We start from the raw sequence: 15384 nt of genomic DNA on the forward strand, positions 1-15384 counted from the left end.
CGCCGGTCAGTCCTGGGGTCCGCGGTAGCCGAGGGAGGCCTGGATGGCCTGTCCGACCGGGTCGACGGGGCCCTTCGTACGCGGGCCGGTCACCCAGGTTCGGAAGACGCTGGCGAGGTGCAGGCCGAAGTCCTCCGCCTCGGCCTCGTCGGCCTCGTGCGAGCCGTTGCGGGCGGCGACGGTGAGCGCGATCTCCTGCCAGCCGGGGTCGTCGGACAGCGCGCCGGCGGCGGCCGCCGCACCCGCGTAGTGGTGGTGGGAGTGGGAGTGCCCCGCCATCATGTGCCACATTTCATGTCCGAGGATGACGAGTTGCTGCACCGTCTCGGCGCGTTCCTCGACGATGACGAGGTCGAAGTCGTGGAACTCCATCCACAGCCCCGTGACTTCGATCTCGTCCGGGAAGCGCTCGAAGCGGAGCTGGATGGGGCGGTCGTCGCGGCGCCGGCTCATTTCCTGGCAGAGGGCCTCGGCCAACTCCCGTACGTCCACGGGCGCGTCGAGTCGTTTCTTCAGCGCGCGGGTGAGCTCGACGGCGAGGCCGCGCATCTCGGAGTCGGCCCGGCGGGAGAGGAGAGCGGCGGCGCGCTTCCACGCGCGACGGACGGGCCGCATCTTGAGGAAGGTCTTCACCGTTCCGCCTCCTCGCTCTCGCTGCCCAGCAGACCCTCCAGCATGAGCGCGAGCGCCTCCTGCTTGCGGGGCGTCAGCCGCCGGCCCCGCAGGGCGAGTGTGACGACTCCGTGCTTGAGCGTGAACCTGAGCAGCGGCCCGTCCTCGGCGCCGCCCTCCAGCTCACCGACGACGCGCTGAAGCGCGCCGTTCAGGACGACGGGGGCCGGATCGGTGAAGAACTTCGTGCCCTCCTCGATCCGGAAGAACTCCGCGAGGCGGGTGAGGTCGGGTACGTTCGGCATCTTGTCGCCGTTGAGCAGACTGCGGGCCCACCTGTCACTGATGCCGAGCCGCGCGGCGACGTCCCGGCACACATCGGCGGGCCGCTTCCCGCTCTCGTCGAGATACGCCTCGTACAGCGCGCGGACGCGTCCGCGGATGCGGTCGTCGACCCTGTCGTCGAGCACCCCCGCGCCCTCGAGGAGCGCCCGGACCTCCCCCTCGGCGAGGGCCGTTCTTCTCGACAACTCCGCCACGTCGAGGACCTCCCCGCGATCGAGGCCCTTCTCGGCGAGGTGCGCGTCGAGACGCGCGAGTGTCTCGCGAAGAGGAGTCGGCGACGCACTCACCCATGCACTCCCGGCAGTTGACCCGTCAAATTCTCACGCTGTGGGCCGAGACTACGGTCCTCGACGGGGCCCGCGCCATGCTTTCCGAACGATGGTTCCCAGTTCAAGAACGATCGCTCCCGCGGAGCGGGACAGCCGGAATCGCCCCGGCTAACGGGGCATGAAGTGACCCAATTCCCGCGATCTGTCCCGGAGCCGTGACTCCCAGGTGCCGCCTTCCGGCGGGGCGGACATCCCGGTGAGAGCCGAGATCTGCACATTCTCCGACGGACCGTCCGGAGCGGCACCGAGCCGTGCCCAGTCCACCGCGACCCCGCCGCGCTCCGCGAGAACCAGCAGCGTGGCGGCGAAGCCTTCGGAGAGGGCCAGCAGGACGGCGTGACTCGTTCTTCGATGCCACGCCAGCAGCGCGTCGACGAAGACCGCGAAGGCGTCCGGGTCGATCCGGCTCTCGTCGTTCACCATCGGTCCGATGCCCGACGGGAGTTCCAGCTCCGCCTCGAAGAGGGCCACTTGACGAAGAAACAACCGGGAAGCCCCATTGGAGGGATTCCACAGGGTCTCGTCACCCATGTCGTAGTCCTGGCTCATGCCGCCCCCTCGTTCCATCGCGACGGACCAGCGTAACCAGCCCCGGCCGACCCGCCGCGGCGACAATGATCTCCACCATGTCGCTCTCAGGAACGGACGCCCACGCCGCCGCAGACCCCGCCACCCTCCCCCCTCTCGTCCGGCGGGCCCTCGCCTCCGCGCGTCGGCACGGCTTCGCGCAGGCGTGCCGTCCGGAGCAGGGCCGTCTGCTGCACGTCTTGGCGGGCGGTGCGCGGGGGCGGATCGGTGAGACGGGTACGGGGTGCGGGGTGGGGCTCGCGTGGCTGGCGTCCGGGGCGCGGGAGGGCGTACGGCTGGTCAGCGTGGAGCGTGACGCCGGGCGGGCCCGGGTCGCGGCCGAGGTCTTCGCCGACCGGCCCGAGGTCGAGGTGATCCACGGCGACTGGCGGCGGATCGAGGAGCACGGCCCGTACGACCTGCTGGTCCTGGACGGCGGTGGTACCGGCAAGATGCCGGGCGACGACCCGGCCGACCCCGCCCGGCTGCTGGCTCCGGGCGGCACGGTGGTGGTCGATGACTTCACCCCGGCCACCGGATGGCCGCCCCTGCACGAAGGCGCCCCCGACCGGGCCCGACTGCACTGGCTGAAGCATGTGGCCCTGCACACGGTCGAGCTCCGCCTCGCCGAGGACCTCGCCACGCTGGTGGGCACGCGGCGACGGCTCGCCCCGACGGGGCCGAGCTGGTCATCGGAGTGAGCGCGGCGGCGGGTTCGCCCCGCGCTGGTGTAGGAACGGTGGTGACTGTCATCGGCAGCACGTCCGCCAGCAGGTCCCTACGGCAAGGAGTACCCCGCGTGTCCTCCCTCTTTCCCGCCCTGGTCAGCGGTTCGACCGCACGGCGGCCCGCCCTGCGTTTCGGCGACCGGTCACTGACGTACGCGGAGCTCGCCGCCTCGGCGGGCGAGCTGGCCGCGCGGCTCGACGGCCGGGAGAGGGTCGCCGTGTGGGCGACGCCGTCCCTGGAGACCGCCGTCGGGGTCGTCGCCGCGCTGCTCGCCGGAGTGCCCGCCGTGCCGCTCAACCCCAAGTCGGGGGAGGGCGAACTGGGGCACATTCTGGGCGACAGCGCGCCGTCGCTGGTACTGGTCGAGCCCGGCGTCGAACTTCCCTCACCCGTAAGCGACCTGGAGCGCGTCGACGTCCAGGTGGGAGTCGCCGGTCAGGACACCCGCCCAAGCCCCGGCACCCCCGCGCGCCCCGACACCGAACCGGACGACCCCGCCGCCCCCGCCCTCATCGTCTACACCTCCGGCACCACCGGTCCGCCCAAGGGTGCCGTCATCCCGCGGCGCGCCATCGCCTCGACCCTGGACGCGCTGGCCGACGCCTGGCAGTGGACCGGCGACGACGTGCTCGTGCACGGGCTGCCGCTCTTCCATGTGCACGGGCTGATCCTGGGCATCCTCGGCCCGCTGCGGCGCGGCGCGGCGGTGCGGCATCTGGGCAGGTTCAGCGCACAGGGCGTGGCGCGCGAGCTGGGCGCGGGCGCGACGATGCTGTTCGGGGTGCCGACGATGTACCACCGGCTCGCCGAGGCGCTGGTCGAGGACACCGAACTGGCCAAGGCGCTCGGCGGGGCGCGGCTGCTCGTGTCCGGTTCCGCCGCGCTGCCGGTGCACGACCACGAGCGGATCACGGCCGCGACCGGACGCCGGGTCGTGGAGCGGTACGGCATGACGGAGACCCTCATGAACACCAGCGTGCGGGTGGACGGGGAACCCCGGCCCGGCACCGTCGGAGTGCCGCTGCCCGGCGTCGACGTACGGCTCGTCGAGGAGGACGGGACGACGATCGCCTCGTACGACGCCGACGGCACTCCCACCGGTACGCCCGACGGCGAGACCGTCGGCGAGATCCAGGTCCGGGGGCCGAACCTCTTCACCGAGTATCTGAACCGGCCCGACGCCACCGCCGCCGCGTTCACCGACGACGGCTGGTTCCGCACCGGCGACATGGCGGTCGTCGACCCCGACGGCTCGGTACGCATCGTCGGCCGCAAGGCCACCGACCTGATCAAGAGCGGCGGCTACAAGATCGGCGCCGGGGAGATCGAGAACGCGCTGCTCGAGCATCCGTCGGTGCGCGAGGCCGCCGTCACCGGTGAGCCCGACGAGGACCTGGGTGAGCGGATCGTGGCCTGGATCGTCCCCGCCGACCCCGAGGACCCGCCGGCCGCCGAGGCGTTGGCCGACCACGTGGCCCGCCGCCTCGCCCCGCACAAACGCCCGCGGACCGTGCGCTTCCTCACGTCGCTCCCGCGCAACGACATGGGCAAGATTCTCAAGCGAGCCCTCCCCGACGCCGTCGCAAAGGCCCCTGAGCATGACTGAGCGTTTCTCCGCCCGCGAGGCCATCGCCCTGGCCGGCGATGACTTCCGTGAACTGCCCGTCCCCATGAGGGAGTTCAAACCGGACGGCCCCTTGTCCTGGCAGGGGTACGACGACTCGCGCCGCCGCGCCCTCACCCGTACCGGCGAGGACGAGTCCGTCGTCTGCGGCACCGCGGTCATCGGCTCCACCCGCGCCGTACTGATCGCCTTCGAGTTCGGCTTCCTCGGCGGCTCGCTCGGCGAACGCACCGGAGACCGCGTCGAGGCGGCCTACACCCACGCCCGTGCGCACCGCCTGCCCGTCGTCTCGCTCGTCGCGACGGGCGGCAGCCGGATGCAGGAGGGCATGCTCGCGCTCACCCAGCTCCAGCGCGTGGCACGGCAGTCGGCGCTCGCCCGGGAGGCGGGGCTGCCGCAGATCGCCGTGCTGCGGGATCCGACGACGGGCGGCGGCTGGGCGACGCTGGGCGCGGGCGCCGACGTGACCCTGGCGTTGCCCGGCGCCCAGGTCGGTTTCGCCGGCTCCCGGGTCCGCCCGTCCGACGCGGACCCGGCCGCGTACACGGCCGAGGCCCAGATGGCGGCGGGCGCGGTGGACGCCGTCGTACGGGAGGAGGAGCTGCGGGAGACGCTGGCGCTGTGGCTGACCCTGCTGACCGCTCCCGCGGCCGAAGCCGAGGGCGAGGTCGAGGTCGAGGTTGAATCCGAGGCCGCGTCCGGAGGCGAGGTCGAGCCCGTCCCTCCCCCGGCCGCCCTCGGCGCCCCCGGCCTCCCCGCCACCGGCTGGGACGCCGTCCGGCACGCCCGCTCCCCCGGACGCCCCCGGGCCGCCGCCTACCTGGACGCCTACTTCTCGCGCCGCGCCGCGATCGGCGGAGACCGTTGCGGCGGCAGCGACGACGGCATGCTGTGCGGGTTCGGTTCGGGACCCGCGGGGCGGACCGTGGCGTACGCCGCCCAGTGCGGGACCGCGACCCGCCCCGCCGGATACCGCACCGCCGCCCGGCTGATCCGGCTCGCCGGCCGCCTCGGCTTCCCCGTACTGACGCTGGTGGACACCCCGGGCGCCGCCAACGACGCGCAGGCCGAGCGGCAGGGCGCGGGCTCGGCGATCGCGGACCTGTTCGCCGCGGTGGCCACCGCCCGTACGCCCGTCACCACCCTGGTGATCGGCGAGGGCGGCTCGGGCGGCGCGCTCGCGCTGGCCGCGCCCGGCAACACCTGGGCCACGCCGGACAGTTACTTCTCCGTCATCGCGCCGGAGCTCGCGGCCGCGATCCTCAAGCGGCCGGCGAGCGAGGTGCGCGACACGGCGGACCAACTCCGCATCCGGCCGCAGGACTTGGTGGAGCTGGGTGTGATCCGGGGCATCGTGGAGCACGCGGGACGCTGAGCGCGCCACCCGGGCAGTGACGCTGCGGCGGCGCCGGCTCCCCCTCCCAAGGGGAACCGGCGCCGCCCGTTCGGAGGGGACGGGGACGGGCCACCGCACCTCCGCCGGAGGGAACGGGGCGGGCTATCGCACTCCCACCACGCGGATGACCTCCTGGCTCACCGAGCCGCCCCGGTCGTCCCGTGCGGAGGCCCGCAGGGAGACGAACTCCGCGCCGCGCGGCACGCTCAACGTCCCCTTCCAGGACGCCGCGCCGCCACCGCCCGACAGCGGGACCGTCCGCCACGACTTCCCGTCGTCGTAGGACACCTCCAGCTTCCCGCCCCCGATGGTTCCGGTGCCGGGCGCGCCCTTCACGTACTCGGCGTGGATCCCCACCGGCACCCGGCCGCCGCGTACCGCGCCCGCGAGGTCGGTGTCGAGGTCGTAGCCGAGGTTGATGAGCGGCAGGAACGTCCAGCGGTCCGCGGGCGTGGCCGCCGAGCGGAGGGTCCACTCGGAGTGGCCCTTGGTGGACAGCGTCCAGCGGTCCGGGTCGAGGGTGGTGTCCGTGACGACCTTGTAGGTGTGTTCGTCGGCGGGCGCGTCCCACACGTACGCGCCGGAGCTCTTGCGCCGGTCGACCAGGGTGCCGTCCTGGTACACGGACGTGAACTGGGTCATCCCGGTGTCGTCGCTCCACACGTCGCCGAAGCCCGTGTGGTCGGGCCCGGAGTCGCCCCAGCCGGGCGTGTTGAACTGGATCTGGTTGCCCGCGCGCTCCTGTCCCCAGCCGAGCCCGGTGCCGAGCCACGCGTGCCAGACCGGCTTGAACCAGTTCAGCGTCGCGTGCGAGCCCCCGCGGTAGTGGACGAGCCCACTGCGCTCCTCCAGCGCGCCCGCCCCGAGGTTCACGGACTCCATCCACGTCTGTCCGATGCCCGTGGAGACGTAGTCGGTCCGCTCGGCGGGGTAGTCGATCCGCTCCTGGAAGCCGATCCCGATGGGGAAGGCGTCGGTGACCGAGTAGCGGAACTCACTGCCGGAGACGGGCTTGACCGCGTGGAACCTGGTGTCCAGCACGGCGAGTTCACGCACGCCCGGTTCGTACGTCAGGTCGCCGCGCGGAATGGCCCCCTCGTGCCCTTCCGAGAGGTCGTAGACGTACGGCGTGTTGCGCGTCCCGGTCATGTCGACCTGCCCAGCGGCCCGCAGCCGTGCCGCGTCCGCCGCGTTCACCGTGGCGATCTGCAGCGGCCGGTCCGCGCCGTCGTCCGTGCCGAACCAGGCGTTGAGCCGCCCGGCCGCGCCGTCGGTGACGAACAGCGCCTTGGCGCCCGCGTCCTGGGCCGCCTGGGCGAGGGTGGCGGGCTCGACTCCGTCGGCGAGTGTCGCGAGCACGGCCTTGCCGCTCACCCCGGTGAACGGTCCGGTCCCGACGTCCACCAGCGGCAGCTTGCTCCGGCCCTCGATCAGGGTCCCGCCCGGCTGGGCGACGGCCTCGCCGACGCCCTTCACCTCCAGCGACGGCTTCCCCAGCCGCCACACGGTCCGGTACTCGAAGGTGCCCTGGGTGACCTTCGCGGTCGGCGCGGCGAAGACGCTGTCGTACTTCACGGGCACCTGGACGGCGCCGAACTGGTCGGAGCCGCCCGCGTTGCGGTCGTACTCCATGAGCAGCTGCCGGGTCTCGGTCCGCCGCTTCACCTCGGCCCGGATCTCCCGGAGCTGCCGTCCGTCGAGGGTGACCTCGCGGTCCCGGTCGAGGGTGATCTCGGGCGCGGCGAGGAAGCCGAGCCCGAGCGAGTCGGCGCCGTGACTGCCGTGCACGTCGAGGAAGGAGGTGAGGCTGTACGCCCCCGGCCCGAGCCGGAGTTTCAGGGTGCCGGAGTCGTCGACCGAGGCCGGGAACGGGTCCACGCCCGCAGCGAGTTGCTGCACCGCGAGGTAGGCGGCGGTCGGCTCGCCCGCGCGGTCCTTGACGTGGACGGTGAGCGTGTACCGCTCCTCCTCCTTCACCAGCCCGAACACGGTGTGCGCGACGGGCGTGCCGCCGACGGACGCGACGATCTGCCCGGAGGTGTCGCCCACGGGCGCCTTCGAGCCGTCGCCCGTCACAGTCGTCGACGCGCTGCCGTGCGCGGGCACGGTGAGCGTGGAGTCGGCGAGGGTGGCCACCCCGTCAGCGGCGCCCCGCACGGCGAGGCTCAACTCGACGGAGGAGTCCGAGGAGTTGGTGTAGGTCACGGTCTTCGTGACGGGCCGGTTCGCCTCGTACGGCCAGCTGTAGAAGCCGAGATCGGCGCTTCCGGTGGCGGTGACCTTCGCGTCGATCGCGTCCGGCACGCTCACCCGGCCCGAGCCCAGCACATAGGCGGACGCGTCGAGTTGCTTCGACGTCGACATCAGGGCGTCCTTGAGCTGGGCGCCGGTCCAGTCGGGGTGCTTCTCGGCGAGCAGGGCGGCCACACCGGCGACATGCGGCGTCGCCATCGACGTACCGCTCATGGAGGTGTAGTAACCACTGCCGGCGACGAGCTGGGAGCGGGCCGCCAGGATGTCGACGCCGGGTGCGGACAGGTCGGGCTTGAGGGCGTTGTCGCCGTAGCGCGGTCCCGCGCTGGTGAAGTAGGCGGCCTGGTCGGCGGAGTCCACCGCGCCGACGGTCAGCGCGGCGTCGGCGGCGCCGGGCGAGCCGATGGAGGAGGGGGCGCCGGTGTTGCCCGCGGCGACGACGAAGAGGGCGCCGGTCTCCTTGGACAGCGTGTTCACCGCCTGCGCCATGGGATCCGTGCCGTCACTCGCCTCGGTCGAGCCGAGGCTCATGGAGATCACCTTGGCGTGCACGTCCCGCGCGGCCCACTCCATGCCCGCGATGATCTCCGAGTCGCTGCCCGAGCCCTCGTCGCTGAGTACCTTGCCGACGGCGAGCGTCGCGTCGGGCGCGACACCCCGCTCCTTGCCGTCGGAGGCGGCACCGCTGCCGCCGACCGTGGACGTCGTGTGCGTACCGTGCCCGTTGCGGTCGGCGACCTCCTGCCCGTCGATGAAGCTCTTGCTGACGGAGACCCGTCCGGCCAGGTCGGGATGGTCGGCGTCCACCCCCGTGTCGAGCACCGCGACCGTGACACCCCTACCGGTGAGGCCGGCCTCCCAGGCCTGCGGCGTCCCGATCTGGGCGTTGCTCTCGGCCAGGTCGGCGTGCACGCGCCCGTCGAGCCAGACCTTGTCGACCGTCCCGCCCTGCCGGGTGAGGGACTGCCAGAACGTGCGCCCCTTGTCGGCGGCGACGGCGGCGCCCCGGATGCTGGGCAGCGCCCGCTTCTGCTCGGCCCCGCGCAGGGTGGCCGCCCGCGCTCCCTTCCCGTACGTCACGATCAGCGGCAGCTCGGCCGTCTTCCGGTCGGTGAGCCCCTGACGTATCAGCTCGCTCACGTCGAACAGCCGCCGGTCGAGGGTGCCCGCCCGCAGATAGGGCAGTGCCTCGTCCGGTACGACGGTCACGGCGCCGTTCGTCACCTGGGTACGGACCGCCCCCGTGGCCCCTCGGGGCCGCTCGACCGTGACCGTCTTCTTGCCGGCGCCGAGGTCGGTGACGGTCACCTTGTCGCCGGTGACGAGAGTGACGGTGTGGGTGGTGGAGGCGGTTCGCGTCGGGGCCGGGGCGGCTGCCTCGGCCGCGCCCGCCGGCCCCGTGGGCAGTACGGCGAGCACGAGCCCGGCGGACAGCAGAGCCGCCCCCCGTCTGACTGGTCCTCTGGTCATGGATGACCTCTCCTCGTCGGCACGTGGTGGCTCCGGTGCTGCGAAGAGTTTCGGGGGGCCGGTGGTGCGCGGGAGTTGACGGAACCTGGCGAGAAACTGCCCTGGCGGGTTTCCGCCAGGGCGCCGGGATCATCCATCCGGACAAGACCGCCCAACCAGCATCCGGACAAGACCACCCATCCAGCGGCACCCCGCCCGGCCCCCCACAAAAGGCACCTGGTCCGGCGCCCGTCCACGATGTGAGGAAGGACCGCCACCTGGCGGAGCCCCCACGGTCTGCTCTCGGGAGGACCTGCCATGACCGCCAGCCTCGAGCGGTTGCGCCGCTGTCACTTCGCCGTCGACCTGGGCGCGGCCCGGACCCGGGTGTACGTGAAGGGCGCGGGGCTGGTCGTCGATCAGCCTAGTGTCGCCGCGATCAACACCAGGAACGGCGCGCTGATCGCGGTCGGCGAATTCGCGGAGAAAATGACGGGCCGTACCCCCGACTACATCCGGGTCATGCGGCCGGTGTCCGGCGGCACGGTCGTCGACATCGAGATGGCCCAGCGCATGCTGCGCCAGCTGCTCGGCGACAAGGTCCGCCGCGCCCTGCGCCGCAAGCCCCGGCTGCGCGCCGCGGCCTGCACCCCGCACGACGCGGACCCGCTGGCGCAGCGCGCCGCGATCGAGACGCTGGTCGGGCTGGGGGCGCGGCGGGTCGAGCTGGTCGACACGCTGATCGCCGCCGCCGTCGGGTGCGGGCTGCCCGTCGAACAGCCGGAAGCCACCATGATCATGGTGTGCGGGGCGGCCGCCACCCAGGTCGCCGTGCTGTGCCTGGGGTCCATCGTGACCGCAGAGCGCGTTCCGGTGGGCGGCGAGGCCGTCGACCGCGCGATCGTGCAGCACCTGCGCCACCAGCACGAGCTGATGCTTCCCTCGCAGTCGGTACGGCCCCTGCAGCTCGCCCTCTCCGGCAACGGGCTCACCCCGCACGGCCCGGCGTCCACGGAGATCCACGGGCGGGACGTGGCGACCGGCCTCGCCCGGTCCGTACAGGTCGACACCGCCGCCGTACGCGACGCCATCCAGACCCCGCTGACCGCCGTACTGGACGGGATCGGGAAGGTGCTGCGGGCCTGCCCGCCCGACCTGGTGGCCGACCTCGCCGACCGCGGCATCATGATGGTCGGCGGCAGCGCGCTGTTGCCGGGCCTCGACCAGATGCTGCGGCAGGCGACGGGCATGCCGGTGCACATCGCCGAGCGTCCCGACGTGTGCGCGGTGCAGGGCCTGGGCTACATGCTGGAGGGCAAGATCGCGCCGCTGACGCTGGACCCGCTGGCGCTCTGACGGCCGGGCCCCGGAACAAGGCCCCGGTATGCACGATCCGGTCCCCCGCCTGCCGTCGCTCCTGGAAGCCGTCCTCAGCGTGGGCACCGACCTCGAACTGCGGGCCACGCTCCAGCACATCGTGGACGCCGCCGCCGAGCTCACGGAGGCCCGGTACGCGGCGCTGGACATGACCGATCCGGGACGGGACGGTCTCACGGGGATCCGTACGGCGGAACGGCCCGAACCGCCGGCGCCGCCCGAACCGCCGGCGCCGCCCGAGCCGCCGGAATCGACGGAGTCGCCGAAGCCGCCGGAACTGCCGGAACTGCCGGAACTGGTCGTGCCGATCCACGTCGACGACGAGGTCTTCGGCGACCTGCGCCTCGCCGGGAAGCGCGACGGCCCGTTCACGGACGAGGACGAACAACTCGTACGGGTCCTGGCGACCCAGGCCGGCATCGCGATCGGCAACGCCCGGCTGTACGAGACGGCGCGGCAGCGCGAGCGCTGGATCGAGGGCGCGGCGGCCGTCACCACCGCGCTGCTCAGCGGCGAGAGCGCCGCCGACGCGCTGATGACGGTCGCCGAACGGGCCCGGCGCCTGGCCGAGGCCTCGGCCGGTGTCATCCTCCAGCCCACCGAGGACGGCGGCATGGAGATCGTGACCGCCTCCACGCTCGACGACCCCGGTGACATCGTCGGCGTCGTGATCGAGCCGGGCAGTCCCGTCCTCGAACAACTCCTCGGCGGTGAACCGGTGTTCATCGACGACACGGCGACCGACCCCCGGATGACCACGCGCGTACGGCACCGGTTCGGGCCGAGCATGATGCTGCCGCTCCAGGCGGGTGGCCGTCTCCTCGGCACGCTCGCCCTCCCCCGCCGGCGCGGCGGCCGTCCGTACACCGCGGTGGAGCGGCTGCTCGCCACCCAGTTCGCCTCACAGGCCGCGCTGGCGCTGGTCCACGCCGAGGCCCAGCACAGCAGGGAGCGGCTCGCGGTCTACGAGGACCGCGACCGGATCGCCCGCGACCTGCACGACCTCGTCGTCCAACGGCTGTTCGCGACCGGCATGATGCTGGAGTCCACGCAGCGCAGGAGCGCCGGAACGGGCGATACGGACAAGGATGTGCACGCGATGCTCGGCCGCGCCGTCGACGAACTCCAGTCCACCGTCCAGGAGGTCCGCACGGCGATCTTCGCGCTCCAGCAGCCGCCGGCCGACGCCCCCACCACCTTCCGCGGCAAGGTTCTGCGCGAGGCGGCGGGCGCGGGCGCGGTGCTGGGTTTCCAGCCGTCCACCCGGTTCACCGGCGCGGTGGAGAACCGTCTCGCGGAGCCCGTCGCCGGCCGGCTGCTCACCGCGCTGCGCCGCGCCCTGACCGCCGCCTCCCGCCGCGCCGGTGTCTCCCGCGTCGAGATCACGGTCGACGTGACGGCGCCCCTCCCCGACGGACGTCCCGGGGTCCGCCTGACGGTCTTCGACGACGGCGAAGCGGGGAACGGCCATGCGGAGGGCGGCGGCTCGGAGGGCGGCGCGGGTACGACGGTCACCTGGCAGTCGCCCCTGTGAGCCGCGTCCGCAACTCACTTGACGTCCCCTCAGGGCCTCCGTAGCGTCGCAGCCCGTACGCCCACATGACCGACATTCACATCCAAGGACGGGATGGCCATGACTCAGCGACGTGTGGTGGTGTCCGGCGGCGGTACCGGGATCGGCCTGGCGACGGCGGAGGCGTTCGCCGCGGACGGGGACCGGGTGGTGCTCCTCGGCCGCCGCGAGGACGTGTTGCGCAAGGCGGCCGACACCTTGAACGGCCAGTACGGAGAGTCGACGGCGAGTTGGTGCGCGGCGGACCTCGCCGACCCCGAACAGGTGGGTCGGGCAAGGGATTTCATCACGGCGGACGAGACCACGGTGGACGTGCTGGTGGCCAACGCGGGCGGTAACGTGGCCCGTGAGCCCGACGGCACGCTCGCCTCCATCGCGGACAGCTACCGCGACAACTTCGACGCCAATGTGCTGACCGCGGTCCTGCTCACCGAGGCCCTGCTTCCCCACATGCGCCGCCCCGGCGGCCGTATCGTGCAGCTCTCCTCCATCGCCTCGCTGCGCGGACCGGGCTCGTACGGCGGCTCCAAGGCCTGGATCAACACGTACACCTACGCCCTCGCGCAGCGCGTCGGCCCCGAGGGCATCACCGTGAACGCGGTCGCCCCCGGTTTCGTCGGCGACACGGAGTTCTTCGGCGCCCGCGCGACACCGGAGTTCATCGCCTCCCGGATCGGCCAGACCCTGACCGGCAAGCCGGGTCACCCCTCCGAGATCGCCGCCGCCGTCCGGTACGTGGCGTCACCGGAGGCGGCGTACCTGACGGGGCAGTTGCTGCACATCAACGGAGGCGCGGTGCTGGGCCGTTAGGACCTGTCCGGCGGATCAGGCCTGGAACGGCGGGCGCGGCGTCACGGTCACCTCCGGGACGGTGCCGCCGCAGCGCAGTACGACGTCGAGGACACGGAGGAACTCCTCCACGTCGAGCAGGGAACCCGTCAGATAGCCGCGCTGCCGCCAGACCGGGTAGACCTGGGCCGCGTACTCCCGGTCCCAGCCGTCGTTGAACCCGGTCCTGGAGTCCCCTTCCCCGCCCGCGCAGTCCCCGACCACGAACCGGGTGAAACCCACGCTCGGGTGCTCGACGCGGAAGGCCTCGACGAGCTTCTCCAGGGCCGCCTTGCTCACGTGGTAGGCCGCGAACCCCGGCCAGGACGGCGTGAGCGAGCCGCCGATGGAGGACAGGTACGCGGCGACTCCGCCCGACTTCGTCAGATGCGGGAGCGCGGCGCTCGTGACCAGCGCCGCGCCGATCACATTGGTGTCCATGGCGCGGCGCCAGGCGTCGGCGTCGAGTTTCTCGACCGGGGCGAGGGGGCCGATGCCGGTGGCGTAGACGAGGGCGTCGATGCCGCCCAGCCCGGCGGCGGCCTCCTCGACCGCCGCCCGGCAGGACGACTCGTCGGTCACGTCACAGGCGACGGCGAGCGCGTCCGGGCCCGCCTCCTTCGCCGCGTCGACCAGCCGGTCGCGTCGGCGTGCCAGCAGGGCGACCCGGTCGCCGCGGCGCCCCAGGTCGACCCCGATGCACCGGCCCAGTCCACTCGACGCCCCGACCACGACAGCCTTCATGCCAGAACCTCATTCTCAGTATCCGACAATCCCCTTCCGCCGCTTCTATCACGAGTCGGGGCCGATGGGCAGACCCCCTGCAACGCCTCTCTACGCACTCGCGCGCAGATACCCCGAGTTCGCCACCTGCCCGAGGAACGTCAGCCGGGTGTCGGTCGCCATGTGCTTGTCGAAGGCCTCCTTGATACCGGGCCACTTGGGGTGCCCGAAGTCGTCGAGTACGACGATCCCGCCGGGCGCGATGATCTGCTCGGCCCACTCCAGGTCCGCGGCGACACCGGAGGCGGAGTGGTCACCGTCGACGATGATCACCCCGTAGGAACGGTCGGAGACCAGGGCGCGCACCTCGGGGTCCTCGGAGAAGCCCTGCTGGACACGGGCCGCGGCACCGGCCGCGCCGACCAGCGCCAGATTGGCGCGCACCGCGGCGCCGCGCACGGGAGTGCCCGTCGGGTCGGCCCCCTCGGTGGTGCCGGGCTGCAACTGAAGGCCCGCGAGCGGGTCGACGATCGTCAGACGCGGGTCGCGTCCCGCGCGCTCCATCATCCGGATCAGGGCCGCGCCGAACATCCCGTACAGGGTGCCGATCTCGAGGATCTCGTCGTTCGGCGGGTCGAGCAGCGGGACGGCGGAGAGCTTGCCGCAGATGTTCATGGTGCCGCCGGCGATCCGGCCGACCCCGAGCGCCTCCAGAGCGATGAGCAGCCGGAACGCCTGGGAGATGTTCCGCTCCGCCCCGCCCTTGTCTCCGCTCACCTGCGCCAACTCCTCGATGGCGCGATCGAGATGGATCTGGGCCGGCATGCGCGACACGCCCCGCCCCGTCCCGTCGATCAGCAGTTCGAGGGGACGCTGACGATTGCGCAGTGTCGCCAGCTCGCGCTGGATTCCGCCTTCGGATCCGTTCCCGAGCGCGCGGCGGATCTGGCGTTCGATGCGCTGATCGATGAGGTCGGCGATCGGACGCAGGGCGCGCCTGGCGGTCTTGGTGGTGAGTAACGCTCGCATGGCTCTTTGACCCTCGCAGGTATAGGAGAAGTGCTGCGTACGCGGGGGGACAGAAGGTGCGCACACCCTGATGACGACCGGCTGCGCAGTGGGGATCCAACGCCCAAAGGACGGTAAAGCGTAAACGGCCCACAGATAAATCACAGCGAACACCGGCCCCCCAAAAGGGAACGTGTGAATGATGCTTGGGCCACGGGAGGGTTACGTGCCTCGACATGTGGCGTGCCGGCAGCTGAATGACGGGTCAGGAGGGAGCGGGGGTCACGGAGCGGGGTCGGGCCGCGACACCCCGCGTCGGCGTCCGTTGGCCCCGATCGGGCCCTCCGTATCGACGCAGCCCGCCGCGAACGCCACGGTTCTGCGCCACTGGGCCGCCGACAAGGACCGCTTCGGCCTCCCCCTGGAGAAGGTCCTCGCCCACCTCCACACACCCGACGACCAGGACTGACGTCCGGTTCCGTCACGTCGCCACCTCTCATCCCCCTCGCCCCGGTGCCGGGAATCCACCACAGGAGCCCAACGACGTCACGTGCGGGAAACCTTGACGATC

13 protein-coding genes are annotated in these 15384 nt (G+C 72.5%); 7 read left to right on the forward strand and 6 right to left on the reverse strand.

Features of this window, described 5'->3' with window-relative positions; all coding sequences use genetic code 11:
* Nucleotides 1-6: 6 nt before the first annotated feature.
* The 3 genes from FNV62_RS18505 to FNV62_RS18515 form a co-directional block, all read right to left on the reverse strand.
* Nucleotides 7-615, reverse strand: a complete 609-nt coding sequence (locus FNV62_RS18505) for a toxin-antitoxin system, toxin component family protein (RefSeq protein WP_144316493.1) — start codon at nucleotides 613-615, stop codon at nucleotides 7-9.
* A gap of 14 nt (nucleotides 616-629) precedes the next feature.
* Complete coding sequence (locus FNV62_RS18510; RefSeq protein ID WP_097284594.1) at nucleotides 630-1244, reverse strand: transcriptional regulator; 615 nt, start codon at nucleotides 1242-1244, stop codon at nucleotides 630-632.
* Between the two features lie 150 nt (nucleotides 1245-1394).
* Nucleotides 1395-1835, reverse strand: a complete 441-nt coding sequence (locus tag FNV62_RS18515) for a DUF6086 family protein (RefSeq protein WP_144315429.1) — start codon at nucleotides 1833-1835, stop codon at nucleotides 1395-1397.
* Between the two features lie 77 nt (nucleotides 1836-1912).
* Here FNV62_RS18515 and FNV62_RS18520 point away from each other — a divergent pair, with 77 nt between their 5' ends.
* The 3 genes from FNV62_RS18520 to FNV62_RS18530 all read left to right on the forward strand — a co-directional run bounded on the left by FNV62_RS18520 (nucleotide 1913) and on the right by FNV62_RS18530 (nucleotide 5581).
* Complete coding sequence (locus FNV62_RS18520) at nucleotides 1913-2554, forward strand: O-methyltransferase (RefSeq protein WP_143601554.1); 642 nt, start codon at nucleotides 1913-1915, stop codon at nucleotides 2552-2554.
* Between the two features lie 98 nt (nucleotides 2555-2652).
* Nucleotides 2653-4188, forward strand: coding sequence for an acyl-CoA synthetase (locus FNV62_RS18525; protein ID WP_143601555.1), 1536 nt, complete (start codon nucleotides 2653-2655; stop codon nucleotides 4186-4188).
* Nucleotides 4181-5581, forward strand: a complete 1401-nt coding sequence (locus tag FNV62_RS18530) for a carboxyl transferase domain-containing protein (protein ID WP_144315430.1) — start codon at nucleotides 4181-4183, stop codon at nucleotides 5579-5581. The genes FNV62_RS18525 and FNV62_RS18530 overlap by 8 nt, the downstream gene beginning before the upstream one ends.
* Before the next feature lie 123 nt (nucleotides 5582-5704).
* On the opposite strand, the gene FNV62_RS18535 is transcribed toward FNV62_RS18530, so the two are convergent.
* On the reverse strand, nucleotides 5705-9325 hold the full coding sequence (locus FNV62_RS18535) for a S8 family serine peptidase (RefSeq protein ID WP_144315431.1): 3621 nt from the start codon (nucleotides 9323-9325) through the stop codon (nucleotides 5705-5707).
* A 297-nt stretch (nucleotides 9326-9622) separates the two neighbouring features.
* Here FNV62_RS18535 and FNV62_RS18540 point away from each other — a divergent pair, with 297 nt between their 5' ends.
* From FNV62_RS18540 to FNV62_RS18550, 3 genes are all read left to right on the forward strand, one after another.
* Nucleotides 9623-10660, forward strand: a complete 1038-nt coding sequence (locus FNV62_RS18540) for a rod shape-determining protein (RefSeq protein WP_097284602.1) — start codon at nucleotides 9623-9625, stop codon at nucleotides 10658-10660.
* A 28-nt stretch (nucleotides 10661-10688) separates the two neighbouring features.
* Complete coding sequence (locus FNV62_RS18545) at nucleotides 10689-12215, forward strand: GAF domain-containing protein (RefSeq protein ID WP_143601558.1); 1527 nt, start codon at nucleotides 10689-10691, stop codon at nucleotides 12213-12215.
* A 99-nt stretch (nucleotides 12216-12314) separates the two neighbouring features.
* On the forward strand, nucleotides 12315-13064 hold the full coding sequence (locus FNV62_RS18550; protein ID WP_143601559.1) for an SDR family NAD(P)-dependent oxidoreductase: 750 nt from the start codon (nucleotides 12315-12317) through the stop codon (nucleotides 13062-13064).
* A 15-nt stretch (nucleotides 13065-13079) separates the two neighbouring features.
* Here the strand turns inward: FNV62_RS18550 and FNV62_RS18555 are convergent, their stop codons facing one another.
* Both FNV62_RS18555 and FNV62_RS18560 read right to left on the reverse strand, forming a co-directional pair.
* Nucleotides 13080-13826, reverse strand: coding sequence for an SDR family oxidoreductase (locus FNV62_RS18555; protein ID WP_054233560.1), 747 nt, complete (start codon nucleotides 13824-13826; stop codon nucleotides 13080-13082).
* A gap of 90 nt (nucleotides 13827-13916) precedes the next feature.
* The gene (locus FNV62_RS18560; RefSeq protein ID WP_097284605.1) at nucleotides 13917-14834 is read right to left on the reverse strand and encodes a class I SAM-dependent methyltransferase; all 918 of its coding nucleotides are present in this window, start codon (nucleotides 14832-14834) and stop codon (nucleotides 13917-13919) included.
* Nucleotides 14835-15138: 304 nt separating this feature from the next.
* Here FNV62_RS18560 and FNV62_RS18565 point away from each other — a divergent pair, with 304 nt between their 5' ends.
* Entirely contained in the window at nucleotides 15139-15282 is a 144-nt protein-coding gene (locus tag FNV62_RS18565) for a hypothetical protein (RefSeq protein WP_164404777.1), read from the forward strand.
* The last annotated feature ends 102 nt before the right edge of the window (nucleotides 15283-15384 follow it).

This window comes from Streptomyces sp. RLB3-17, from assembly GCF_007113425.2.
Classification (GTDB): Bacteria; Actinomycetota; Actinomycetes; order Streptomycetales; family Streptomycetaceae; genus Streptomyces; species Streptomyces mirabilis_D.